Below are 25,043 nucleotides of genomic sequence, written 5' to 3' on the forward strand. Positions count from 1 at the left end.
TATTTTTTTTAGATTGCGACCTTTAAGACTTTAGCACCTTTAATTACTATGTTTTTATCTTTAATACCTTCAGCATTGAGGATTTCTACATTGTTTTCATTTTGTTTACCCAGAGAGACTTTGACCTTTTCATACGAGTTATTACCCTTAAGTTCTTTTAAAACATAGATATAGCTACCCGTGTCATCTTGTATTACCGCAGAGCGCGGTATACCCTTGCCCATATCATGAGTAACTAAAACTTTTGCAGTTACGTACATACCTACTATGAAATGCTGTTCTTCATTATCTACGTGGCCATGTACTTTAACCCGTCTCGTAGATTCGTCAATAGTTGTACCAACAAGATGAACTTCCGCCTCAAAAATAGTATTGCTAGCTTCCGGAATTTGGAATTCTATACTTTGCCCCTTTTTTACTTTCATGATGTCTTTCTCAAAAACAGACAGCTCCAAATGAATATGCTCTGTATCCACAATTTCCATAATAACATCGTTTGCTGAAACAAAAGCACCATTACTCACATTAACTTTAGTGACGTAACCAGCTATAGGTGCATACAAATTAATTGTAGAGACGATATTACCTGATGTAACACGTTCAGGATTGAGGTTAAGCATCTGTAGTTTCTTCTTTAGTCCGTTGAAGTGGGCTAAATTACTCTTATACTGACTTTGGGCCTTTAGGTAGTTCTTTTCCGAACTAATATTCTCATCATAAAGTGTTTTCTGCCGGTTATATTCAGATTTTAAATAGTTTAATTGCTCCGATAGCTCTAAATAGTTTTGCTGTAGTTCCACATACTCCGGATTTTCCAAGGTTACCAATAATTGACCCTTAGAGACTCTATCACCAATGAGCAAAGGTGTTTTTACAATATAGCCACCAATAAAAGTTGAAATGACAGATTTATTTTTTGGAGGTACATCAATCATTCCTGTAACAGTGAGTGATTCACCGAAATTTATGTCGGAAAGCTTGCCTAAAACCACCTGACTTTCTTCCAGATGGATTTGTGACAAAGTTGATTGTTCCGATGTTGCTTCTGTGTTTTGCTCTTGAGGCTCTGTATCCGTTTTGCTATTGCAAGACAGTACAATTATACCTAGTATAAAGATGTTTAGAAATTTCATTTCTATAGAATTATAAAATTAAGTTGAATAATGGTTTGATTGTAATTGTTCATGTTTTCTAAATACTCCAATTGTATAGTCTTCGCCGTTTCTATACTTTGAATGTATTGAAAGAAGTTTATTTCACCTTCTTTATAGGTTCTGTTTGCTGTTTTTAGGATTTCTCTAGAAAGTGAATCCCCTTGCTGCACGTAATATGCAATTGCTTCTTGATATTGCTGTAATTTTTCTATTAGACCATTGTATTTCGCCTTAAGTTGTACTTTGTAGTCTAATGTCTCTTCAACTAGTGATTCCTGTGCTAATTGTGCCGCTTTTATTTTTGCACGTTGTCCACCAAAAAGCAAGGGTATTTTAATTCCAAACTGGTAGCCAATTAGGTTGTCATTTAATCCACTATTGGTGCCTTGAAAATATTCTGCTGTTAAATCTGGAAGTAAGTTTTGACGTTCTAATTTAGTCCTTGCCCTTTCATAATCTACAACCGATTCCATGTAAACTAATCCCAAATTATTGTCAAGTTCCAGCTGTGACAATTCTAATTGGGGTAGAAGTTCACTACCCGTTGAAATTAAAACACTGTCGGATTGAATTAATTTAATTACTTCTTCCTGACTATATGCTACCTGGTGCCTGGCCTGTTTATGTAAAGTTGAAATTTGTCGCTGCTTTGACTGGGCTGTTATCATCTCCAGATAATTAGTTTCACCGAGCTCAAACCTTCGTTTGGCCTTTTTAGCAAAGTCACTGTACAAGCTGTCCAAAAATCTATACGTGTCTGCCTTCATTTCCTCGTAGTTGAGTTGGTAATATGCAGAATAAATCCGTCGTTTTAATACTTGGAGATTAATAGTGTGCTTAGACGATTGCACCTCTATACCTTGTTCATTAAGCTTCCGTTCTGAAATATATGTGGTAGGAAACTTAAAATCTTGAGCAATACCAAAAACACCAATAGGTCTATCATTTACCGCAAGGTTGTTTTGGTCATAGCCATAGTAAATATTAGTTTTGTCAAAAAACTGTGCGCTTTTTACTATCATTTTTGCTTCATCGATTTTTAAACTAGAAGCTCTTACTGAGGCATTGTTTTGCAGGGCTAGTTCATAAACCTGCTCAACCGATAATGGCTTCTCTTGTGCTTGGGATGTTATACCAAGCATAGCCACAATCAAAGTAACAATAGTCTTTTGTTTCATTTTTGGTCGTTTTAATTGTTGAAACCAAGCGTATAATATGGGTAGAACAACAAGAGTAAGTAGTGTAGCTGTAATAAGACCACCAATCACCACAGTAGCTAACGGACGCTGTACTTCAGCACCTGCACTTGTAGAAATAGCCATTGGCAAAAACCCTAGTGCTGCAGCGGAGGCGGTTAGCAACACTGGCCTGAGACGCTCGGTAGTTCCTTTAATAATGAGTTTATCAATATTTACAATCCCTTGCGATTTTAAGTCTTTAAAATGTTCAATAAGAACAATACCGTTTAAAACAGCAATACCGAATAAAGCAATAAAACCTACGCCTGCGGAGATACTAAAAGGCATATCACGAAGCCAAAGGAGTAATATGCCTCCAACGGCTGCTAAAGGAATAGCTGAGTAAACCATTAAGGCTTCTTTCACGGAACCAAAAGCAAAATACAAGAAGATAAAAATTAAAACTAATGCAATAGGAACGGCTACAAGCAATCTGGACTTCGCACTTCTAAGATTTTCAAATTGACCTCCATAAGAAATGGAATATCCAACGGGCAAGTTAACATTAGCTTCAATAAGTTGTTGCACGTCACTTACGACAGATTGCAGGTCTCGGTTACGAACATTAATGCCTACAACTATACGTCGTTTTGTGTCGTCTCTTGAAATTTTAGCTGGACCGGTTGTATATTTTACTGATGCTAGTTCATTTAATGGTATTTTAATACCGCTAGGAGTATCTACCAGTAGATACTTGAGGTTTTCAAGATTTTGTCGATTGTTTTGATTGAGACGCAATACCATGTCAAACCGCTTCTCTCCCTCAAATACACTACCTACTTTTTCGCCGGCAAAACCCATAGAAACAATTCTATTTAAATCTGAAATGTTTAAACCATATCTTGCTATTTTACTGCGGTTATACCTTACACTCATTTGTGGGAGGCCTTCTATTTTTTCCACAACAATATCTGATGCGCCATCAACACCGGCAATAATCTGTTTAATTTCATCAGCCTTTGAAGCTAATATACTAAGGTCTTCACCAAATATTTTAATCGCCACATCAGCTCTTACTCCTGTTATTAATTCATTAAAGCGCATTTCAATAGGTTGGGTAAATTCCACTTCCATATTTGGCATAACCGCTTCTAACGCCTCTTTAAATTGGTCTGCTAATTCATCCTTACTTTTTGCCGAAACCCAATCACTTTTTGGCTTAAGCTTTATAATAACATCACTCTCTTCCATGGACATGGGGTCCGTAGGGACTTCAGCAGCTCCAATTCTTGTAACAACTTGTTCTACCTCGGGAAACTTTTCCAACAGGATACGCTCTATATTTGTGGTGGTTTCAATGGTTTTTCCAAGAGACATTCCGGTAGGTAAAACGGGTTGGATTACAAAATCCCCTTCATCTAATGTTGGCACAAATTCTCCACCCATGTTTATAAATACAAAGCTAGAGGCTACAAGAATAGAAATCGCAAAACCAATAACTGCTTTTTTGTGCTTAAGTGCCCAGATAATTGAGGGTTGATATGCACGCTCAATGCCAGACATCAGCTTCTTGGATAAAGCCAAAGTAGATTTTTTAGTAGGCTTTAAGACCATAGATGATATCACGGGAACATAAGTAAGGCATAAGAGCATCGCACCAAATAAGGCAAAGCTAAATGTCAGCGCCATTGGTCTAAACATTTTTCCTTCTATGCCGCTAAGCGATAGGATTGGTATAAATACTATGAGGATAATAAGTTGCCCAAATATGGCAGAATTCATCATCTTTGAGGCACTTTTTAAGGTGATGTTATCTATCTGTTCTTGCAGGTTTGCCTTTGATAATCCATTGAGCTCAGACATCTTTCGCATAATTTGAAAAGCGATAAACTCAACGATAATTACGGCACCATCAATGATAATACCAAAGTCAATAGCACCTAAACTCATAAGATTGGCGTCCACATCGAAAATATTCATAAGCGAAATGGCGAATAATAAACTTATGGGTATTATGGATGCTACCACTAATCCAGAGCGCCAATTGCCTAATAGCAGAACCACAACAAATATTACGATCAGCGATCCCAAAATAAGATTCTCTGATACGGTACTAGTGGTTTTGTCTATAAGTTCACTTCTCTCCAAAAAGCCATTTATAAAAACACCCTGCGGTAAGGATTTTTGAATTTCACTTACACGCGCTTTCACTAAATCAATAACCTCCTTGGAATTTCCGTCTTTTAGCATCATTATCTGTCCCAACACCTTTTCGCCTTCACCATTTCCAGTAATAGCACCAAAACGAGTGGCACTGCCAAAACCAACGTTGGCAACGTCCCTCACATAGATGGGTTGTCCGTCATTTTTAACCACTATAGACTCAATATCTTCAACACTTTCTACAAGGCCTTCACCACGTATAAAAAAGGCTTGGTTTCCTTTTTCAATATAGCCACCTCCAGCAACACTATTATTTTTTTCTAAAGCCTCATAAAGCTCTGAAAGGGTTATGTTTAGCGCATTTAATTTACTTGGGTCAATAGCAACTTCATACTGTTTTAAAAAGCCACCCCAAGTATTCACTTCCACTACGCCCGGAATACCAGAAAGCTGTCTTTTAACAATCCAATCCTGGATAGTTCTTAGATCTGTAACAGAGTATTTGCCTTTGTATTTGGGTTCAACATCTAGTATGTATTGATAAATTTCCCCTAATCCTGTTGAAATAGGTCCCATTTCTGGAGAGCCAAAACCTTCAGGGATTCTTTCGCGTGCGGATTCTATTTTTTCGGCGATAAGCTGACGCGGCAGATAGGTGCCTAAATCATCTTCAAACACAATAGTAACTACTGAAAGCCCAAACTTAGAAACCGAACGTATTTCCTTAACTCCTGGCAAATTGGCCATTTCTAATTCTACCGGATAGGTAATAAACTGTTCTACATCTTGGGTAGATAGATTACGGGATGTTGTAATTACTTGAACTTGATTATTAGTAATATCAGGCACGGCACCAATTGAGATTTGAGTCAATGAATATAGTCCAAAACCAACGATGGTGGATGTAATTAATAAGACAATAAGCTTATGTGCTAAGCTCCATTTAATAAGTTTTTCTAACATAATTCATAGATAAAAACGATGACCAATATCTATTAGATACCGACAAAAACAATTTTAAAAGATAAATGAACTATGTAAGTTTTGGAGGTTGAAAAATAGATGATTTTTCAAAAAGGGAATGAGATTCTGAATAGAAGAAATTAAGGGGAACCTCATTGTATTCGTTGTGTTGTATCGTAAAAGAGAAATTACTTAGAACAAAAACCGAGTTTAGTTGAGAACAACTTTGTTGACCGTGTTTAAACGGTAAATCCTCATGTTCCTCGTGTTCTATGCTGTCTTGGTCATCCAAGTCCGCATAGTGTTCAACTACAAACTCAAAGAAAGAATCACCATAAGTTTCTTGATGATACTGCGCATGCTCCAGCAGCACATGGAATTTTGAAAAGTCTTCCGTGCTTATATTAAGACTCTGAAAGAGAATTAATAATGAAAACACTATGGCAATACCTTTTTGCATTTAATCAAATTTATAAAAAAATTGATGTAATTAAGTCACATATGTCACAAAAGACCATCATGCAGCATTATTAAGCTCTATTCCGTGGGTTGTTCTGAGCCATATGGCTCTAAGGATTTAGTAGTCTATAAAAACTATTGAATTTTACTAAAATTAGAAGTAGGCTTTCAGTTGAATGGTTCCTGTATGAATAGTCCTGGAAGTCTCAGTTTTTCTCCCAAAATAATTTAGGTTTAAATCTAAAAATTTTGTGAGTTTCTTTTGTGCCAACAAGCTCCAAGTAAAATTACGGCCAGGTTGAAGGCCTTCTAACATTTGATAGGCCACGGGAGAATTCGCATTACCTTCAAACTCGTTTTGAAAATAATTAAATTCACCTGTTAGTGCTATTTTCTGCGCATTGTTATAGGTAAATGATAATCCGTAATTGTTTTGGGTTAGCGTCTCAAGACTGCCAATAGTGTTGGTCTTCGAGGTATATTGATAAAATATATCAAATTGTGCGTTCTCATTAAAGACATAAGATAGTTTTGGTTGTAAGCGCTCCTCTTCAATTTCAAAATTTCTATTGGCAAAGTTTTCGCTTAAACTTTCGTCGGTTCCAACGCTCCCCAGAACATTAACTAACCAGCTAGTAGCAAATTTATGATTAAAGTTTATTTGATGGCTCATAAGGGTATTTTCTTGAAAGCCTATCGATAGCAAGCTTCTGCTGGTATTAGATAAATAAGTATAAGATGTCGTATAGCGTTGTTTACCTCTATTAAAAAACAATACATTTCTTATGCTGCGATTGAGTGCTAGCAGGTTTTCTTCATTAGATTCAAAAGGGTTTAGATTAAAATTATTGCCTTCGCGTCTTACTTTTCTGTCCACTAAAAATGAAGTTTGATTATAAAAGTGCGAAAAGAAGGCTTCGGTTTTATTTTCAGAGGAGTTCCATTGTTGAAAATTTAAAGTTGAGGTGAGACTTAGCCTGTTTTGGTGCGTTCTCACAAATACTTGGTTGGGCAGTAAAACTCTAATGTAATTGCCTTCATCTGCAAATTGTGCCAACTCAAATTCATCCAACTCCTGAATACCGTTTTCATTATAGTCAATCCATGTGTAAGCCCCTTGGCCAGGTTCTACCTCCACATAAGTAAAATCTTGTTGGGGTAAGGTACCCGAATTAGTTTCGAAACTGGTGTTTACACTAACAATATTATTGAAAAGACGTTGGTTGTAATTTAATCTGCTATTAAGACTTTGCTCACTCGCTGAGGAGTCGTCTTCAGCTTTTAAGTCTCTGTAGTTAACATAGAGCTGAAGGTTGGTAAATCTGTTTTGAATTAATCTAGATTTTAAATAGTAGGTATTTGAGTTATTAACTCGGTCTAAGCTATTGTTCCGTAAACTATCATTATAGCGTTTTATATAACCCACTTCAGCGAAGACTTTAGTGCTATCACCTATACCTACAAAAGCTTCGTAAGCAGTAAATTTTTGACTCAAAGGAGTTAAAGAATCTGTGGCGATGACCTTCTGCTCGTTATCTTCAATACCAAATTTAACACCAGCCCACTTTCTGTTTTTGGCATAAACCAAGCGATTAAAAGATCTTAAAAACGTAGAGCTGTTTAGGGTACTTTCACCGTTTAAAAAGCTGGATAGAGAAAAAATCCTAAAATTACCCAAACGCAAATTGGCATTGACATTGTGCCTGCTGCCATTAAAATTATTTGCAAAGTCCAAGTATTCAAAATTATAAGAGGCATTGCCCTTTTTAGAATGCGACAGTTGTAAACCCGAATTAAAGAGTAATTGGTTTCCTAGAACAAAGTTGCCTTGATCGTCTCTGTTGTCTTCCAAATTCCAATCTCTATTAAATTCTGCCCGGTATAAACGTTGTATAGTTCTAAAGTTTTCTTGAATTAAATCTGCGTCTACTAAAGCCGATAAATTCCATAAGCTATCGTTAGATACCAGTTTTTGGTTAATTTTTAGTTTTCCGGCAAATCCATCGTTGTCCTCATTATCTATATCTGAGAATAAGTTGAGGTCATTTTTACTTCCTGCCATTTCAAAATAAACATTAGTCTTTTCTGACGGCTTATAGCGTCCATTAACCACTGCAATTTGCAAGCGCTCTGGCGCAACTAACTGAATAATTGGCTCGTAGTTGCCTTGTAAAACACCACCTATTGGAGCTACGTATTCGTAAATATTACTCACAGCATTATCATTGCTCAAAACGTAATTTCCTTGGTTAGTGCCTACTAATGAGAAACGCACACTAAATAATTCATCCTCTGGATTGTTTGAGAAGACAAAAATCTCAGTACCATCTATAACCTCTTTTCTGTATAAAATCCTGTTTTCGGAGAAGTCTTCTGGAGAGGCAGAAGGAGCAATCATTAGGCTTCTGTCATCACCAGCATCTGCAAGAATTTGGATTTGTTCTTGCGACAGATTTTGCTGTAACGGCTGGTTTTTAGCATCGCTCTCTGAGTAGATAGAAATATTTACATCTAGTTTTTCTGTCTTATAGCCACCACCACCAAACACCGTAAATCTTGAATAATTACGTTCACTAAACTGATAGTCTACTGTAATACGCATTTCCGAGGTAATGGGAAAAGTTGAATTAAAAATAATTTCTCCAGCATTATAATCAATAATATAATCTCGGTTTTCGCCTCGCTCCAAAGGCACACCGTTAACATATACCGTTTCACTACCAGATACAATGAGCACAAAAAGTTCATTATTTGGTCCTCTGAGTTTATAAGGTCCTTGATTGCCTTCTTGAGCTGTAAATTGTGTTGTAGTAAACTGACCTCTCACTAAGGCTCCAGAGGCAAATACATTGGTTTTGTCGCTGAGATTAGCATTGACGAAAAGCCCTTGAACCCGTTTGGAGAAATTAGCAAAATAGCTATTGGTATTAACTAGGTCAATGTCACCAGCTCTTATATTCCAACTATCACTAAAGAGTTCAATAAAAACTTGGTCGAACTCGTCTAGGCGCTGAGAATAACCACTTTCTTGTAGTGGAATATTGGCGTCCTGTATAGAAGCTCTCAATGAAACTTTATCACTTAGCTTACCGGAAATCTGTAAATCCAATTCACTATTGAGCACAGAGTTTTGGTTGTTGCCAATGGTAACGCCTCTAGAGATGCTTCCGGAGGTTGTAAGGCCATCAAAGGGAGTAAAAGTTCTTTCTTTAGATTTATTTTCGAGTCTATACAATTGTTGCCTAAAGCCATCGGAACGATTTACAATAACCTTATCGTCTAGCTGCTTATAGACTTTGGTTAAAAAATTGGGATAACGCAAATATTCAATTTCTACACTATCAGTTTCTACAGGTTTTTTAAATTTTAAAATAGCCTTGCCGAAATCTACTTGATAATAGCTAGAATCAAGAAGTTTTCCAGTCTTGGATTTTACAATAAACCGAGAGGAATTAATACTAACGGAATCAATTTTTATAGAATCCTTTACCGCCACTTTTATGGTTTTGAGATTATCTGTTTCAGTTTGGGCAAAACCTAACCCAAAACAAAATAGACTAATTAGAAGTAGCTGTTTTTTCATTTAGAATTATAACTCCTTTCGGTTCTAAATATTTTATCGTTAAAACATGCTTAAAAGCATGGTGTAAAAGTAGGGTATTATTTATTTTCGCTTTAGTTCAATAAAAATGTCGAGAAGACCTATTCTAACTAAAACCAGATATGAAAATAGCATCTTATAATGTCAATGGAATACGAGCGGCTTTGAACAAGGGCTTTATTAAGTGGTTAGAGGCCACAGACCCAGATGTCATTTGTCTCCAAGAGATAAAAGCTATGGAAGAGCAGCTAGATTTAGAACTTTTTACAGATGCAGGTTACGAATACAACTATTGGTTCAGTGCTCAAAAAAAAGGCTATAGTGGTGTTGCCATTCTTTGCAAAACAGAACCAAAGCATATAGAATTTGGAACAGGTATAGAATCTATGGATTTTGAAGGGCGTAATTTACGTGTAGATTACAATAATGTCTCTGTAATGAGTATGTATTTACCTTCTGGAACTAACGATGCGAGATTATCCCACAAGTTTGAATATATGGATATGATCAAAGACTATCTTACCAAGCTTAGACGTCAGTATCCAAATATTGTGGTTTGTGGCGATTATAATATTTGTCACGAAGCGATAGATATACACAACCCAAAAATGAAAGGAGTCTCTGGGTTTTTACCTGAAGAGCGAGAATGGTTAGGTGCATTTATTGACAGTGGATTTATTGATAGTTATAGGTTTTTACACCCTGAAAAACAAGAATTTTCTTGGTGGAGTTATCGCGCCAATGCTAGAGCTAACAACAAAGGCTGGCGTCTAGACTATGCCATGGTTAGCCAACCTTTACAAGAAAAGATCAAACGCAGCGTTATACTCACTGAAGCAGTTCATAGTGATCATTGTCCTATAATGCTAGAGCTTGATGTATAACGAAAAAACCATTTTTAAAAATGTTTAAACGAATCGTCCTATTATCCCTTTCTGCAGTATTATTTTCGTCTTGTGTGTCTAAAAAGATTTACACAGAATTAGAAGATAGGTATGCCAATCTTAAAAAAGAAAATAGAAATTTATCAGATGAGGTACAATCCTTATCTAGCGAAAATTCTAAACTGGCTAATGATTTGGCACAATTGCAATCCGCCTACGACAAGGCGATTGAAGAACGCGATAAGTTTAGAGCAGATGTAGCAGCGTCAAAATCTAATTTAGACAATTTAAAGGCCTCTTACGATGCTTTAGAACAAAACAGTTCTGCAGAGATTGCAAAAAACTCACAAAAAAACAGAGAGCTTTTGGCACAGCTAGAAGCTAAAGAACAAGCTTTGGCTGCGGAAAGTGAACGTTTGAATAACCTGAAAAAGGAGTTAGACAAACGGTCGCAACGTGTTGCAGAATTAGAAAGCGTTATTGCGGCAAAGGATGCTGAGATGCGTGCCTTGAAAGATGCCATTTCAAGAGCTTTAGTCAATTTTGAAGGTAAGGGCTTAACTGTAGAACAGCGCAACGGTAAGATTTATGTCTCTATGGAAAATAAGTTATTGTTTAAATCAGGCAGTTGGTCTGTTGGTTCCGAAGGACGAAGTGCCGTACAACAGTTGGGAAGCGTATTGGCAGACAATCCAGATATTTCTATTTTAATAGAAGGCCATACCGATAATGTACCTTACAAAGGAAATGCCCAGCTCAGTGGTAATTGGGATCTTTCTACAAAACGTGCTACAGCTATAGTAAATATCCTAAGGGAAAACGATGCTATCAACCCTAAGAATTTAACGGCAGCAGGCCGCGGAGAATATGCGCCTTTAGCTACGAATGACACAGCTGATGGCAGAGCCAAAAACAGACGTATAGAAGTTATTTTAACACCTAAACTCGACGAAATTTCTAAACTATTAAATGATATTTAGACGATAAACCTTAACATAGATTTAGGCCTTTTGCGTTAATTCAACTCAAAAGGTCTTTTTATTTTTGGGATTATTAAAATACCGTTATGAAATACACCACATTACCACATACAGACATCAAAGTCAGTAAGATTTGTCTCGGTACCATGACTTGGGGAAACCAGAATACAGAGCAAGAAGGCTTCGACCAAATGGATTTGGCCTTGGATAAAGGTGTTAATTTCTTTGATGTTGCAGAACTCTACCCTGTACCAGCCACTGCAGAGCGGTATGCCGACACCGAGCGCATCATTGGTAATTGGTTCGCTAAAACAGGGCATAGGGATAAGGTCGTTTTAGCGACCAAAATTGCAGGACCAGGAGATTACACAGCTCATATAAGAACCACTGGATTTAGCAAAGAAGCCCTTGAAGAAGCCGTAAACAATAGTTTAAAGCGTTTACAGACAGACTATATCGATTTATATCAATTACATTGGCCAGAGCGCCAAACCAATACATTTGGTGTGCGCGATTACAAGCATAACCCAAACGACAAATGGGAAGACAATTTTAATGAAATTCTACATGCGTTAGATGAATTAATAAAATCTGGTAAAATACGACAGGTTGGCTTGTCTAATGAGAAAGCTTGGGGCACCATGAGATATTTAGAAGAATCTAGGGCCCATAATTTACCAAGAATGATTACCATACAAAATGCATATTCCCTTCTTAATAGGACCTTTGAAGGTGATTTAGCCGAGGTAGCCCATAGAGAGCAAATAGGTTTGTTAGCCTATTCACCAATGGGATTTGGTGTGCTTTCTGGTAAATATATAAAGGGTACAGCAGCGGAAAATGCACGCTTGAAATTGTTTCCTCGTTTTGCGCGTTACAGCAGCGACCATTCTACAGAAGCCACAAAACGCTACTTAAAAATTGCCGAAGACAATAGTATGACCTTGGCGCAAATGTCTTTAGCCTTTGTTAATGAACGACCCTTTTTAACCAGTAATATTATTGGTGCGACATCTATATCTCAGTTAGAAGAAAACATAGATAGTATTAACATAACACTTTCTAAAGAGGTCATAGCTGCGATTGATGCCGTCCATGCCGATATACCTAACCCTGCGCCGTAAGTAGCGATTAAATAATAGATCATTTTTCCTACTATTACATTGTTTGAAAGTAGATTACTATTTAGGTAGTAAAAAACAACTATATTTTCAGTGTCAAGACAACGTTAGCATTTACCCTCTTGTTCATTAATTTGTACCAGATATTACATCGTTCCACTTTACTCTTCTCAATTTTCTAATATTAGGTGCTTAAGGTGATTACGGTTTTTCCGTAATCCTCGGGTTATTTTTTCTCATAATTTAACAGGTTTCAGTTTTTACTTGAGAATAGCTCTTAATAATTTTAGGCTATCCCTTACTTAAGATTGATTGTTGGCAAGTTTAAATTAACCCTTAATTGATATTTGTTTAATCAATTGATATCTATTGAAACACAAAACCATCACATCCTATCTCAAAATGGGCATGCTGCTTTTTGGGATATGCTATTTTATTACAGCATGTCAATAAGATGAAATAGAGTCTTCCGAAGTTTACACTACCAAACAAAAAGAATTTATCAAGGTTAATTTAGGCAACGATGTAACTGGCAAGGTTATTGATTTTCTTAATCAAAGAACCAATAATTCCATGAAGGTAAATGTCACCAAAGGGCATGTTAAGCTCTTTAACGGAAATATGGAAAATGCCAGACAGAGTGCTATGGGAGAGGTTGATACATCAAAAGAGATAGTTGTTGTAAACGAGAACAATACCAAGTATACGTACAAGGTTAATACTGTTGAAGAAACATCTACAAGTGTTACCAATATCATAGTTGTGGATACTGGCGATGAACTTTTTGAATATTTCATTAAATATAATTTTGATAATGAAATTCCTATGCATGAAGCTGGGGTTGTAGATATTTCAAGGTTTACAGGAACTATAGAAACGTATAACAGTGAAGGTCAACTAACGGGTGTAACAGAAATTGTAAATGGTAGTGTTGTAAACGGTTCAGGGACTAATACGCCTTGTCCAGACGACACTAGTGCAAATGATGACCCTGTTGGAGATGATTCTGATGGAACAGGAGGGGCTCAGGGAAGTGTTGGAGATGATGACCCAAACAACCCAAATGACGATGGCGGTGGTGGATGGTTCGATGGTGGACCAGATTGGGATTGTGGTCTTAACTACCATTACGATGAATGTACAGGAGGGGCATCAGACTTACATGAACCTAGAGAAAATTCCAGTTTACCTGGAGGAATGTGTAGTGGAACACTTTTAATAATAACCGATTGTGAAGGAAACGTAATCAGTTCTTCTGGTGTATTTGCAAGAAATACAGAATCTACTGATACAACCAACCCATGTGGAGGGTCAGCAGGAGTTATCATAGAGCCAAGACAATCTCATAAAGATAATTGTGATAAACTGAATGAATTATTAGATACTGGACCTGAAGATGCTAATGCATTGCAATTTATATTGGATTTAAGGCAGAAAGCAACCAACAAAACAGATGAGTGGTATATTAATTTTAGAAAAGTTGATGATTTTGGCACAATTACAAGTAGCTCAGCAGAAGGTGCTTTGCAACAAGGAAAAGACTTAGACTCAGAAGCACTAAAGGGTCCTGGTTTTTACGGACAGATTCACAGCCATCCAACCGGTTCTGCAATGATGTTCTCTTGGAACGACATAAATTCGTTAAAGGAAGTTTACGAAAAGACTTATGAAGGCTATAGAAAGGACGTATTTATTATGATTGTAGGACCTAGTCCTGCCAACGAGGTATATGCTGTTAAGGTGGACGATTTTAACAAGCTGGCAGATGGTCTCGAGCAAGATTTACAGAACGTTTCTGGAAACGATTTGAGTAAAAAAAAGCGAAAATTGAAAAACAAGTTTAGAACAAAATATAGGGCTTACCCAACAAAAAAAGATGGTGTTTTCCTTAGGTTCTTTCAAAATCATGGAATCTCTTTATATAAACCATTTGATAGTAACATGACAAATTGGGAAAAATTAGAATTACAAGACCCTAGCGGAAATGGATATTATACAAAAACAATACCTTGCATTTAATATTTAAACTATGAAAATTACTATCACTTTATTTTTAACAATAATTGCAGCGTCAATAATCAATTCAATTAACTGTCAGGAACTTACCATCCCATTATTTAATTGGGATGGTGATGAAAGTGACAACGTCTATTATAAAGACATGGATGCTCAACTTAATGACTTTGAAGGTACGTGGTTGTACACCAATGGGAATACCTCACTAAAACTAGTGTTACAAAAAATAACCATGCATTTTAATGGAAGGTGCTACCAGGACATTATAATTGGCGAGTATCAATATATTGAAAACGGTGTTGAAAAAGTTAATACCTTACAAGACTTAGCTAACCCCAATGTATCAGTAGACGACCACTATATAGATGGAAATGATCTTCATGATAATTGCGGATTGCACCCTACTAGTGATTGTATTGAAGGTGAATTACGATTATTCTTAGGTATTGTGGACCCCAATAATCCTTACATAGGTGTTGTTTCACTTCACAAGCGCATAATTAATAATACACCTGCATTAAATGCGTACATTGGTTTTGAGTATTCTGATGGTGCCATCGAGGAAGACGAAATAAAACCAGAACCTAGTATGCCTTATGGAGGAGAGTACCTTTTAATTAAGCAAGATTAATATCTAGGAAATGTTTAGAGCAGTAGTTTTATTTTGGTTCTTAAGCTTCTTTTGTAGAGCTCAACAAACAGCCCAACACGGCAATGATTTTGAAGAAATAATTGGTACATGGATTGCCGAAGGGTCGGCCAATGTAAGCAGATGGGTCTTTAACTCAATTGGGACTATGCAGGATTATAGCAAAGGAGGAGTGACAAAGACTTATCACTGGGAAATTATAACAGCTGTGGTAGGAGGATTTAAAAGTTCTTATTTAGAGTTAAAATTAGTAACAGATACTAGTACGGAAAGAAACTATGAAATCAGTCTTCTCACTGAGGAGAAAATGACTTTAATTTACCAAAGGTTGAACAATCAAGGAATAGGAAAGTCTTTTACTTTTTTACAAACCAAATTAGCCAGATAAAATCCCATTGTTGTTTTATTAAATATGTAATATTTTTCCTAACTTTAAGCATTAGTTAGGGTGTCCTCTAAAGCTGATTTTTAGTTATACCCATAGATTAATAGCAAAAACAAAGCACCTGCATCTTGGGTGCTTTGTTCATAAATAGCCTGCCATGACCTAATGCTAAAAAACATATTTGTGCATAAATTCACTGAAACATCTACAAAATAATTCTAAAGAAAAAGTCCTGATGGTTAGTCAGGACTTAATGTTGTGGTTTTAGGTTTGACCTCTATAACAAAAATTAAAAAAAAGCAATGATGAACAATATTTATTCATAAAGGTCAATTCAAATATCAATAAAAATCTTGTAGTATCAAAGTATATAAGTTAATTTAACAGCAAAAACTGCTGTATTACAGAATCTAGCCCTAAACCATGCATTTTCTGTCACAAAAAATAGAATTTCCACATGTCTCTGAAGCATCGCCAGAAGGCCTATTGGCTGTCGGTGGTGATTTGTCTCCAGAACGGGTTTTACACGCCTATAGACATGGTATATTCCCTTGGTACGAGAATGAAGAACCTATACTTTGGTGGTCTCCAGACCCGAGGTTTGTGCTTTTGCCCAATGAGTTGAAGGTATCTAAAAGTATGCAGAAAATTATACGAAAAGGAACGTTTAGACTTACCAAGAACCAAGCTTTTGAAGAAGTTATTGACCAATGCTCATTAATTAAAAGAGATGGTCAACAGGGCACATGGATTACCTCGGAAATGAAACAAGCCTATATTAAATTACACGAGCTTGGCTACGCTACTTCGGTCGAGGTTTGGCAAGACAGCAATCTTGTTGGAGGATTATATGGGGTAGATTTAAAAAATGGCGTGTTCTGTGGAGAAAGTATGTTTGCAAAAGTATCTAATGCCAGTAAATTTGGTTTTATTTCATTTATACAAAACTCTAACTATAAACTTATTGATTGTCAGTTGTACACTAAACATTTGGAGAGTTTGGGCGCTAAGGATATGGCAAGAGAAGCCTTTTTGAGGTATCTGTAAGTTAAATATCAAGTATTGCTGAGGTTAAAATAAAAAGGCTTTGTTCTGTCTTAACATTAAAAGCTTCAAACCGGTATTCTAATCCTGCTTGCAGTCTCATCTTAGTAGAGAGTAACCAACCAACCAGAACAGTTGTTCTATGATCTAGCTCTGGTTTTAGTCTGGTGCTTTGGCTCAATAGAGCTTCCATAGAACCCACAAAGTAACCCTCGCCAATATCGAGTTTTTCGCCATTAAACGGAAAATCCAAGGCAAAGCGATAGCGGTATCTTATAACGGTAAGGTCATCTAAAATACGCTGTTCTAATCGGATTCTGTGGCCAAATCTAAGCGCATAATTACGCTTGGTGTAATTAAACTGTTGCGTTAAACGCAGCTCATTATTACCGTCATCAAAATCCTCTCTAAATCTATATTGAATACCAAAACTAATGCTGTGGTTATAGTTTAAGGCTAAGGTAGAAAAGTGAACAAAATCAATTTGACGGTTTTTGAAGTGAAAATCGTCGCGTTGAAAAATATAGTAGCGCGCTCTGGTGGCAAAGTGTATTCTATAATTGTTAGAGACCTTATGGTTTACCAAAAAAGCAGATTCACCGAGAGATTCAAAACTCTCTTGAGAATAACCATATAGCCCAACGAAAAAAGCTATAATCACAAAGAATTGTTTAGTAGAGGATATGCTCATATGAGGCGGGATTTAAGACCCTTATTTTTATGAGTTTCCCAGAATTACTAAACGTGAATTCTCTAATTGAACGTTCTGACTTTGTTTTTACCTCTGCAATAATCTCATAATTTGGAGCAATATCACTTTTATTATTAAGTACCTTTTTGATGGATGCTCCCGAGGCTTTAAGATTTTCAAAAACATACTGTTTTTGAGTTTTCAGGATTTTAGTTTTTTCAAATTCCTTTTCAAAATACATTTTTACAGTAGCTTTTGCGGTCTTTTGTAGGGATTTAAATTTCACCGTAACCTCAATGTCTTCAACCATACCAGAAGTGGCGAATTCTATACTATAGCGTTGTTTATTATATTTAAACTTTGCTTCAAAACTTCTATGGTCGTTGTCGGTTTCTTTGTAGAATTTAAGTTTTTTACAATCCTCGGGAAGTGCTTTTATTAAAGAAATAGCTGTGTCTGGGAACATGTTTAAATCAACACGCTCTTCTTGTTCGTTTTTAGTCTGGGAGGTAAGGACAGTGCTAAAAAAGAGAATACACCAAAGACTGTATATAGGTTTTGAGATTCTTATCTGCGCCAACACATTATTGTTTTAGTATTTTAAAAGTTTCTACATTATTAATGGTTAAAAAATACAAACCACTAGGTAGGTTTAAAATTTCTATAGAATCACCTGCACCCTCATCTAATAGCCTTCCAAGATTGTCATTAAGGAACCAATTTACTGTCTCATTAAAGAATACCTTATCTGTAGCAGGATTTGGATAGATTTTAAATTGCGAAGACAATGAGAAATCATCTGTGCTTAGGTTTTCTGTAAATACCCACTGGGCAAAATCATTGGCAGAGGTTAATCCTGCTGAATTAAAGTTACCTCCAACAAATATTTTATTGGTACCATCACTGTCTTTCGCAAATTGGATGGTATTTATTTGATTGTCTACACCTACAGTAGTATCAGTGCCTAATGGACTCCAGCCATCTGTTTCGTTATATTGGGCTATACTATTAACGATAATCCTATCCGTTACATTTTCATTAGCAACTTCAAAACCTCCTGCAGCATATAGATTTGCACCATCATGAAGCAATCCTGTAACAATATTGCTCAGTCCATTACCCAATGCTGACCAAGAACCGTTAGTTTTATCCCATTTTGCAATGCGGTTTACGGTAATATTCCCAGCTTCACCAAAATTACCTCCAACATAAACAGCATCGCTTGTTGTGGTTATAGCTTCAACAAATCCGCTTGTACCGTCTCCTAAGCTTCCCCAATTTGTACCGTCCCAGGTGGCTATTCGATTTGCAGGGTTACCGCCAGCTTCATCAAAATTACCACCAGCGTAAAGTATGTCGTTATCATCTATAGCTAATGAGCGTATTTCATTATTTGTGCCTGCAATGGAATTTGTATTATCAATTAAGGCGTTCCAACTTGTTCCGTTCCATACAGCAAGATTCCTTGCCGGATTTCCATTTAAAGTTTCAAAAATACCTCCAACATAAATAGTGTTGTTTGAATCAATAGCCATAGCTGCGATGGAACCGTCTATTCCAGAACCTAAAGCTGTCCAAGAACTGCCATTCCACATGGCAATATTATTGGCAGTTATACCATCAATTTCTGTGAATACACCTGCTACATAGAGATTGCCATTTGGCGCGAGTTTAATAGCATTTATTGTCCCGTTCGCCGTTCCAAAGGCATTTAAGCCATTGGTTTCGGACCAGGTTGCAATATTGTTGATGGAATTATCTTCCGAGACCGTAAAATCACCACCAATATAGATAGTGCCGTCTGCACTTGTTTCAATAGCACGAATTTGCCCATTAAAACTCTCAGTCGATGTTGTGGACCATTCTCCAATACCATCTACTGCTATCCCGTTAGGTCCTGAAGAGCCATCGACAATTTTAAAAATCTGCGCATTACTGCCATAAGAACTGAAATAGAGTTCACCACTCTCATCCAAACCAAAACTAGATACAAATCCAGGCGAGTCAAATAATAATGTTCTGCTCGCTGCTCCTGTGGTTGGATTATAATCTAAAGCCCAAACCCTGCCACTAACGTAGTCTCCAAAGATGTATTTTGAGTTAATATCTGGGTTTAAACTCGTTACTCCAGAACCTCTATAGACATAACCTCCTGTTATTGATCTATCGGATGCTGTATGTTGATAAAAGAATACAGGGAACTCTAAGGGGCCTGGGCCTTGGGTAGGAGCGTTGTTGGCAATATCTTCAGCTTCAAAGCGTTTCCAACCGTAGTTTCTGCCGTTGAGAATAAGATTAATTTCTTCAAATTCGTTTTGGCCAACATCTGCGCCCCAAATATTACCTGTAACCTCGTCAACCGAAAACTTCCAGGTATTTCTTATACCATAGGCAAAAATCTCATCTAAACCTGGTGCGCCCGCAAAAGGATTGTCGCTAGGGATTTCGTAATTACCATTTGAACTTATTGGGTTACTGCCGTCAACATCTACGTCAATTCTTAGTATACTTCCGAAGGCATTATTTATATTTTGAGCATTATTCTGTGGGTCATTTCCGCCGCCACCATCACCAATGGAAATGTAAAGATAGCCATCAGTACCAAAAGCGATTTTACCGCCATTGTGGTTACTGGTAGATTGATTTTTGCTGTAATCCAATAAGATAACTTCGCTGATAGGGTTGGCTAAATTTGGGTTAGAGCTGTCTACAGTAAACCTAGAGATTATCATTCTTAGATTACTAGAACTGCCTGTGGTATAATACACGTAGAAGTAGCCATTTTGAACATAGTTGGGATGAAAAGCTAAACCTAATAGTCCCATTTCTTGACCAGAAGAAAAAGTAACCGCACTTTCTATATTGAGAAATGTGGAGACTCCAGAAATAATAACATTAGGATCATTTGGAAATACTTCTATGCGTCCTGGCTGTTCTACTACAAAAAAACGGTTAGAGCCATCTTGAGCATTTTGTATTTCTACGGGATTCGAAAAAGATATATTCGGAAATGCGGATTCAAACGTAATCTGGGCATAAAGCGAAAACGACAATAAGGCACCAAAAAGAGTAATAATAGGTTTAAGAGATTTCATAGCAATGTAGATTAAGGGATGTTATATTTTATCGTTAAACTACGTATTTTACCGCTAAGTTACTGAAAACTTTTTATTTAACCTTTTTTTTAACTTCTTCGTGTCTAAAACAGCTAACCTCATGGTCATTGACCATTCCGGTAGCTTGCATATGGGCATAAACTACAGTGGAGCCTACAAATTTAAAACCTCTTTTTTTAAGATCTGCACTTATTTTATCACTGAGTTCCGTATTAGCAGGCGCTTCCTTATAATTGTTATAACTGTTTATTATAGGTTTGCCATTAACAAAAGACCAAATGTATTTAGAAAAGGTTCCGAAATCGTCTCGTATCTTTAAAAAGGCTTTTGCGTTGCTTACCGTTGCATTAATTTTAAGTTTATTGCGTATAATGCCTTTATTATGTAATAGCTGGTTAATCTTTTCTTCGTTGTATTTGGCAATGCTGTTGTAATTAAAATTGTCAAAAGCGGTTCTAAAGTTTTCTCGTTTTCTAAGAACTGTAATCCAGCTCAGTCCAGCTTGAAAGGTCTCTAAAATCAAAAACTCAAACAAGGTTGCATCATCATAAATAGGTACGCCCCATTCATTATCGTGATAGGCTTCATAAAGTGGGTCACCTTCGCACCAACCACAACGTTTAGGTTCATTTCTCATAGTGAAGTAATCGTGTTTTTAGGTTAGCTATTTCATTGTCTTTATACTTGAGCTTTACCCTCAATTCAATGATGTAAACGATGATGTACAAAAGAATAGCTATGTTTTTAATATCCTCCAGCTTGTCTTTTGTAAAGAACTCACTGTCTTTAATCCAATGAAAATATTGAGCTATGATTGGAAAGGCAAATGCCAATAGTAAAGCAGTTCTAAAATATTCTATTATTTTAATCCACTTCCAGTTCATTGTAAGTAATACTTTGATTTATCTACTAAGGTAACAACTGTGACATAAAAAATAAAAATGCTACCTTAAATTTGCACTAATGAATACAACCGAATTAAATATGCCTAACACAACAATCTTAGATAGTCTAAACAAGAGTATGTCTTACCAAGAATATATTGGACTAGTTAATGTCTTAGTGGAAAGGTCATCTACAACTGGCAACGAGAAAACAGAAGCATTGGCTAATTATACGATGCTTAATCAACGCAGGATGAGACGCTGGGATAAAACTGTAAAGCTATCGGATAAAGCTAAAGCAAAAATTGAAAATTATTCAGGCAAAATGACATGGCTTGTTTTGACGGAAAGTTGGTGTGGTGATGCGGCGCATATTATGCCAGTGATTAATAAGGTCGCAGAACTCAATGGTAATATTAACTATAGGGTAGTTCTGAGAGATGAAAATGATGTGCTAATGAACCAGTTTCTAACCAATGGCGGACGCTCAATCCCAAAGCTAATTGCTATTGATGAAGAGTCTAAAGAAGTAGTTGGGACATTTGGTCCTAGACCTTCAGTGGCTACAGAATTGGTGAATGCCTACAAAGAGAAGCATGGCGCGCTCACGCCTGAGTTTAAAGAGGATTTACAACGTTGGTATAATAAAGATAAAGGACAATCGGCAGTAAGTGATTTATTAAATCTTTTAAATTAACCTTTTCCCTTGAACACAAAGGTTATAGTGCCTAATTGATTTTTTCGACTTGAACTGCTGAATTTGGCTGTTTTTGCATAAGAAATAGCGCTTTCAATAAGACATTGATTATTAGAGCTCGAAGCACCATTAATATAAGCATCAAAGACATTACCATCTGAATCTACCTTAATACTAACAACAATCTTTCCGCCGAATTCGCAGAGATAGCGCGGTGTTTTATAATACTCTAAAACTCTATCTTTTAGTGAATACGTTAAGCTACTTCTTTTATTGGCATGTTTATCTATCACCTTTTCATTGACTAGACGCTTGTTTAATTTTTCTTGAAGTTTTTTAAAAGCCTCTGTTTCGTTAGCTTTAAGTGCATAACCCATATGGTTAGATACGGACCTTAGTTCTGATGATTCTTCTTCGATAAGATCTGATTTAGTCTGTTCTAATGCTTTAGTAGTTTGTTCAAAATCATTTGCACTAATGGCTTTGAAATTACGCATCATTTCCTTGTATTCTTGGTCTTCGTTAAATGCCTTATCACTTGAGGACGAATTGGAGTCCAATAAGTCATCCTGTATAAGTTCTTCCTGCTGAGACTCTGGTTCGGGATTAATCTCGTAGAAACTTTCGCTTATCAGTACTCCGCGTTGTTTGAGTTGAATACTAAACAATCCTAAAACAAAAATACCAGTAAGGAGAAAGGTTATAATACCAGCTTTATATCGTGCAATCAATGACAAAAAAATAATTTTAGTGTGTTGCAATATATACGAAAATAACCATGAAATGGTTTAACTCTGTGGATTCTGCTAATAGATTAAGGCTCTATTCCAGGCAATTGCTTAAAGAAAATCTCAGGTGAAATAGCATCATTAACATTAAAATCACCAATCTTGGTTCGTCTTAATTCGCTTAAGTGCGCTCCCGAATTTAAGGCTTTGCCAAAGTCGTTTGCCAATGATCTAATATAGGTGCCTTTACTGCAAACCACACTAAATTTTAGTTCTAGACCATTGATTTGAGTAATATCAAATTCTGATATTTCAACTTCTCGTGCTTTAATATCTACATGTTCCCCAGCCCTAGCAAACTCGTATAGTCGTTTCCCATCCTTTTTAATGGCTGAAAATACAGGCGGAAACTGTTTAATAGTTCCTGTAAATTGGTGCGTTGTAGAATGTATCAGTTCTTCGGTAATATGACCTGTGGGATAAGATTTGTTTATATCTGTTTCAAGGTCAAAAGATGGTGTGGTGCTGCCCAGAGTTATAGTACCAGTATATTCTTTTTCCAGACCTTGATAGATGTTAATTTGCTTGGTCATTTTACCTGTGCAGATTATGAGTAACCCGGAAGCTAGGGGGTCTAAAGTGCCAGCATGGCCTACTTTAATTTTTTTAAGCCCAAAAGCTTTTCTAATGGCCCAACGAATCTTATTTACTGCTTGGAATGAGGTCCACTCTAGTGGTTTATCTATAAGAATGACTTGTCCAGATAAGTAGTCTTCGGCTGCCTTCATCCTATTGTGTTGAAGCCAGGCCTATGGCAATTAATCCTACTATAATACAGTAAATAGAAAAATAAATCAATTTACTGTTCTTAACCAACTTTATCATCCAAGTACAAGCAGCTAAGCCAGAAACGAAAGCAGCTAAAAATCCAATTAATAGAGGCGTGAAGCTTGTACTGTCATAAGTCAATTCACCACCAATAATATCTTTTGCAATTTTTCCAAGAATAAGCGGTACCACCATTAAAAAAGAGAAGCGTGCGGCTTTTGTTTTATCGTTTCCTAGTAATACTGAAGTAGATATAGTAGCACCTGACCTCGATATTCCTGGCAACATTGCAATAGCCTGTGAGATACCAATGACAATTGCGTTTTGAAAAGTTATATTTTTTGAAGTGTCTTTTGCCTTATCAGCGAGAAACAATAAAAGGGCCGTAAGTATGAGCATAAAGCCAACAAGTTTAATATTCCCATTAAACAGACTTGCTAATTCATGTTCGTAGGTATACCCAATTATAGCCGCAGGAAGCATAGATATGGCAATTTTAGCAACGAATTGTAAATCAGAATTCCATTGTAATTTTAGAGCGCCTTTTAGAATGCTCAGTACATCTTTTCTAAATACAACAATGGTACTAAGAGCCGTTGCAAAGTGAAGTACAACCGTAAATAACAGGCTTTCTTCAGGGATTGAATTATCGCCAAGAATTGCTTTTCCCAATTCTAAATGACCACTGGACGAAACCGGAAGAAATTCCGTTAAGCCTTGAATTATACCTAGAATAATCGCATCTATAATTTCCATCGTTGGCAAATATCAACTTTCAAGAATCAATTTCCAAATAAAGAAGTCGAAGCGCTAATAATTACTGAAAGTGCTTTTATTTTGAAGATTTACCTTTATTAGAATTAGCAAGTATAGCATAGACTTGAAGTCCAAATCCAATAAGTACTAAAGTCGGTGCCAACCGAATGCGGTCCCATCTAAAGATAGCAGGGTCAAATGTATTGGGATCATTATTCTTACCAGCATAGGTAAAGTCATAACCATAAGCCATTATAAAAAAGCCAACTGCAATAAAGCCCAGGCCAATAAGAAACCATTTGTAATTTTTCTTACCAAAGATAAACTCTGATTTGGCTTGTTGTTTACGTTTTTGCTCTCCCATTATATTTAAAATTCTGTAAATAGCGTATCATTATCCACCGTTAATTGAGAAATGTGTTCTGATGTGACAGCACCTCCAATTAGTTTTGCTAAATGCAAAGTAACAGTTTTATTTAAAACTTTAGTCTTAAGGGAATCTAAATTTAATCCACGCTCTAGTCCACGGTTTATGTAGTAGAAGTCTGTACCGTTGTCTCTAAAGACAATATCATAACTAGTACCTTCACTAATTTGGGTTATAATAACATTAACAACTTCACAATCTTCAGGTTGAGGATTGTTTATGCTACAAGATTTAAGGAGTAGAATAGCCCCAAGAACTGCCAATAGAGCAACTGTTGAGAAGTAGAGCAATACTTTTTTCATTTGATTGATTTATATAA

General features: G+C 36.4%; 22 protein-coding genes. 8 read left to right on the forward strand and 14 right to left on the reverse strand.

Annotated features, from left to right (window positions below):
• Window positions 1-8 precede the first annotated feature (8 nt).
• The 4 genes from J4050_RS14125 to J4050_RS14140 all read right to left on the reverse strand — a co-directional run bounded on the left by J4050_RS14125 (window position 9) and on the right by J4050_RS14140 (window position 9,500).
• The gene (locus tag J4050_RS14125; RefSeq protein ID WP_208155247.1) at window positions 9-1,133 is read right to left on the reverse strand and encodes an efflux RND transporter periplasmic adaptor subunit; all 1,125 of its coding nucleotides are present in this window, start codon (window positions 1,131-1,133) and stop codon (window positions 9-11) included.
• A 2-nt stretch (window positions 1,134-1,135) separates the two neighbouring features.
• Entirely contained in the window at window positions 1,136-5,458 is a 4,323-nt protein-coding gene (locus J4050_RS14130; protein WP_208155248.1) for a CusA/CzcA family heavy metal efflux RND transporter, read from the reverse strand.
• Between the two features lie 70 nt (window positions 5,459-5,528).
• Window positions 5,529-5,918, reverse strand: coding sequence for a hypothetical protein (locus tag J4050_RS14135; RefSeq protein WP_208155249.1), 390 nt, complete (start codon window positions 5,916-5,918; stop codon window positions 5,529-5,531).
• Window positions 5,919-6,071: 153 nt separating this feature from the next.
• Window positions 6,072-9,500 (reverse strand): DUF8818 domain-containing protein, encoded by a 3,429-nt coding sequence (locus J4050_RS14140; RefSeq protein ID WP_208155250.1) that lies wholly within the window; start codon window positions 9,498-9,500, stop codon window positions 6,072-6,074.
• Window positions 9,501-9,640: 140 nt separating this feature from the next.
• On the opposite strand from J4050_RS14140, the gene J4050_RS14145 reads away from it, so the two are divergent.
• The 7 genes from J4050_RS14145 (at window position 9,641) to aat (ending at window position 16,600) form a co-directional block, all read left to right on the forward strand.
• Window positions 9,641-10,402, forward strand: a complete 762-nt coding sequence (locus J4050_RS14145) for an exodeoxyribonuclease III (RefSeq protein WP_208155251.1) — start codon at window positions 9,641-9,643, stop codon at window positions 10,400-10,402.
• Window positions 10,403-10,422: 20 nt separating this feature from the next.
• Window positions 10,423-11,382, forward strand: a complete 960-nt coding sequence (locus tag J4050_RS14150; RefSeq protein ID WP_208155252.1) for an OmpA family protein — start codon at window positions 10,423-10,425, stop codon at window positions 11,380-11,382.
• Window positions 11,383-11,468: 86 nt separating this feature from the next.
• On the forward strand, window positions 11,469-12,506 hold the full coding sequence (locus J4050_RS14155) for an aldo/keto reductase (protein ID WP_208155253.1): 1,038 nt from the start codon (window positions 11,469-11,471) through the stop codon (window positions 12,504-12,506).
• A gap of 570 nt (window positions 12,507-13,076) precedes the next feature.
• Window positions 13,077-14,522: a hypothetical protein gene (locus J4050_RS14160; protein WP_208155254.1), complete on the forward strand. Its 1,446-nt coding sequence runs from the start codon at window positions 13,077-13,079 to the stop codon at window positions 14,520-14,522.
• Between the two features lie 10 nt (window positions 14,523-14,532).
• Window positions 14,533-15,150 (forward strand): DUF6705 family protein, encoded by a 618-nt coding sequence (locus tag J4050_RS14165; protein WP_208155255.1) that lies wholly within the window; start codon window positions 14,533-14,535, stop codon window positions 15,148-15,150.
• Between the two features lie 10 nt (window positions 15,151-15,160).
• Window positions 15,161-15,556 (forward strand): hypothetical protein, encoded by a 396-nt coding sequence (locus tag J4050_RS14170; protein WP_208155256.1) that lies wholly within the window; start codon window positions 15,161-15,163, stop codon window positions 15,554-15,556.
• A gap of 420 nt (window positions 15,557-15,976) precedes the next feature.
• On the forward strand, window positions 15,977-16,600 hold the full coding sequence (aat, locus tag J4050_RS14175; RefSeq protein ID WP_208155257.1) for a leucyl/phenylalanyl-tRNA--protein transferase: 624 nt from the start codon (window positions 15,977-15,979) through the stop codon (window positions 16,598-16,600).
• Between the two features lies 1 nt (window position 16,601).
• On the opposite strand, the gene J4050_RS14180 is transcribed toward aat, so the two are convergent.
• The 5 genes from J4050_RS14180 to J4050_RS14200 form a co-directional block, all read right to left on the reverse strand.
• Window positions 16,602-17,288, reverse strand: coding sequence for a DUF2490 domain-containing protein (locus J4050_RS14180; RefSeq protein ID WP_208155258.1), 687 nt, complete (start codon window positions 17,286-17,288; stop codon window positions 16,602-16,604).
• Complete coding sequence (locus J4050_RS14185) at window positions 17,269-17,868, reverse strand: hypothetical protein (RefSeq protein WP_208155259.1); 600 nt, start codon at window positions 17,866-17,868, stop codon at window positions 17,269-17,271. Before J4050_RS14185 ends, J4050_RS14180 begins: the two co-directional genes overlap by 20 nt.
• A gap of 4 nt (window positions 17,869-17,872) precedes the next feature.
• Window positions 17,873-20,383 carry a PQQ-dependent sugar dehydrogenase gene (locus J4050_RS14190; protein WP_208155260.1) on the reverse strand — a complete coding sequence of 837 codons (2,511 nt, stop codon included), beginning with the start codon at window positions 20,381-20,383 and terminating at the stop codon, window positions 17,873-17,875.
• Between the two features lie 73 nt (window positions 20,384-20,456).
• Window positions 20,457-21,041 carry a DNA-3-methyladenine glycosylase I gene (locus J4050_RS14195; protein ID WP_208155261.1) on the reverse strand — a complete coding sequence of 195 codons (585 nt, stop codon included), beginning with the start codon at window positions 21,039-21,041 and terminating at the stop codon, window positions 20,457-20,459.
• Entirely contained in the window at window positions 21,031-21,288 is a 258-nt protein-coding gene (locus tag J4050_RS14200) for a hypothetical protein (protein WP_208155262.1), read from the reverse strand. The genes J4050_RS14195 and J4050_RS14200 overlap by 11 nt, the downstream gene beginning before the upstream one ends.
• A gap of 79 nt (window positions 21,289-21,367) precedes the next feature.
• Here J4050_RS14200 and J4050_RS14205 point away from each other — a divergent pair, with 79 nt between their 5' ends.
• Window positions 21,368-21,985, forward strand: a complete 618-nt coding sequence (locus J4050_RS14205; RefSeq protein WP_208155263.1) for a thioredoxin family protein — start codon at window positions 21,368-21,370, stop codon at window positions 21,983-21,985.
• Here the strand turns inward: J4050_RS14205 and J4050_RS14210 are convergent.
• The 5 genes from J4050_RS14210 to J4050_RS14230 form a co-directional block, all read right to left on the reverse strand.
• Window positions 21,982-22,722, reverse strand: a complete 741-nt coding sequence (locus J4050_RS14210; RefSeq protein WP_208155264.1) for an energy transducer TonB family protein — start codon at window positions 22,720-22,722, stop codon at window positions 21,982-21,984. The two genes, J4050_RS14205 and J4050_RS14210, sit on opposite strands and share 4 nt — an antisense overlap.
• Before the next feature lie 77 nt (window positions 22,723-22,799).
• On the reverse strand, window positions 22,800-23,501 hold the full coding sequence (gene truB, locus J4050_RS14215; protein ID WP_208155265.1) for a tRNA pseudouridine(55) synthase TruB: 702 nt from the start codon (window positions 23,499-23,501) through the stop codon (window positions 22,800-22,802).
• 1 nt (window position 23,502) lies between these two features.
• Complete coding sequence (locus J4050_RS14220) at window positions 23,503-24,297, reverse strand: undecaprenyl-diphosphate phosphatase (RefSeq protein ID WP_208155266.1); 795 nt, start codon at window positions 24,295-24,297, stop codon at window positions 23,503-23,505.
• A gap of 76 nt (window positions 24,298-24,373) precedes the next feature.
• Entirely contained in the window at window positions 24,374-24,661 is a 288-nt protein-coding gene (locus J4050_RS14225) for a DUF3098 domain-containing protein (protein WP_208155267.1), read from the reverse strand.
• Window positions 24,662-24,666: 5 nt separating this feature from the next.
• Window positions 24,667-25,026: a hypothetical protein gene (locus J4050_RS14230; RefSeq protein WP_208155268.1), complete on the reverse strand. Its 360-nt coding sequence runs from the start codon at window positions 25,024-25,026 to the stop codon at window positions 24,667-24,669.
• Window positions 25,027-25,043 lie beyond the last annotated feature (17 nt).

The sequence above is a fragment of the Winogradskyella pelagia genome (assembly GCF_017581965.1).
Lineage (GTDB): Bacteria > Bacteroidota > Bacteroidia > Flavobacteriales > Flavobacteriaceae > Winogradskyella > Winogradskyella pelagia.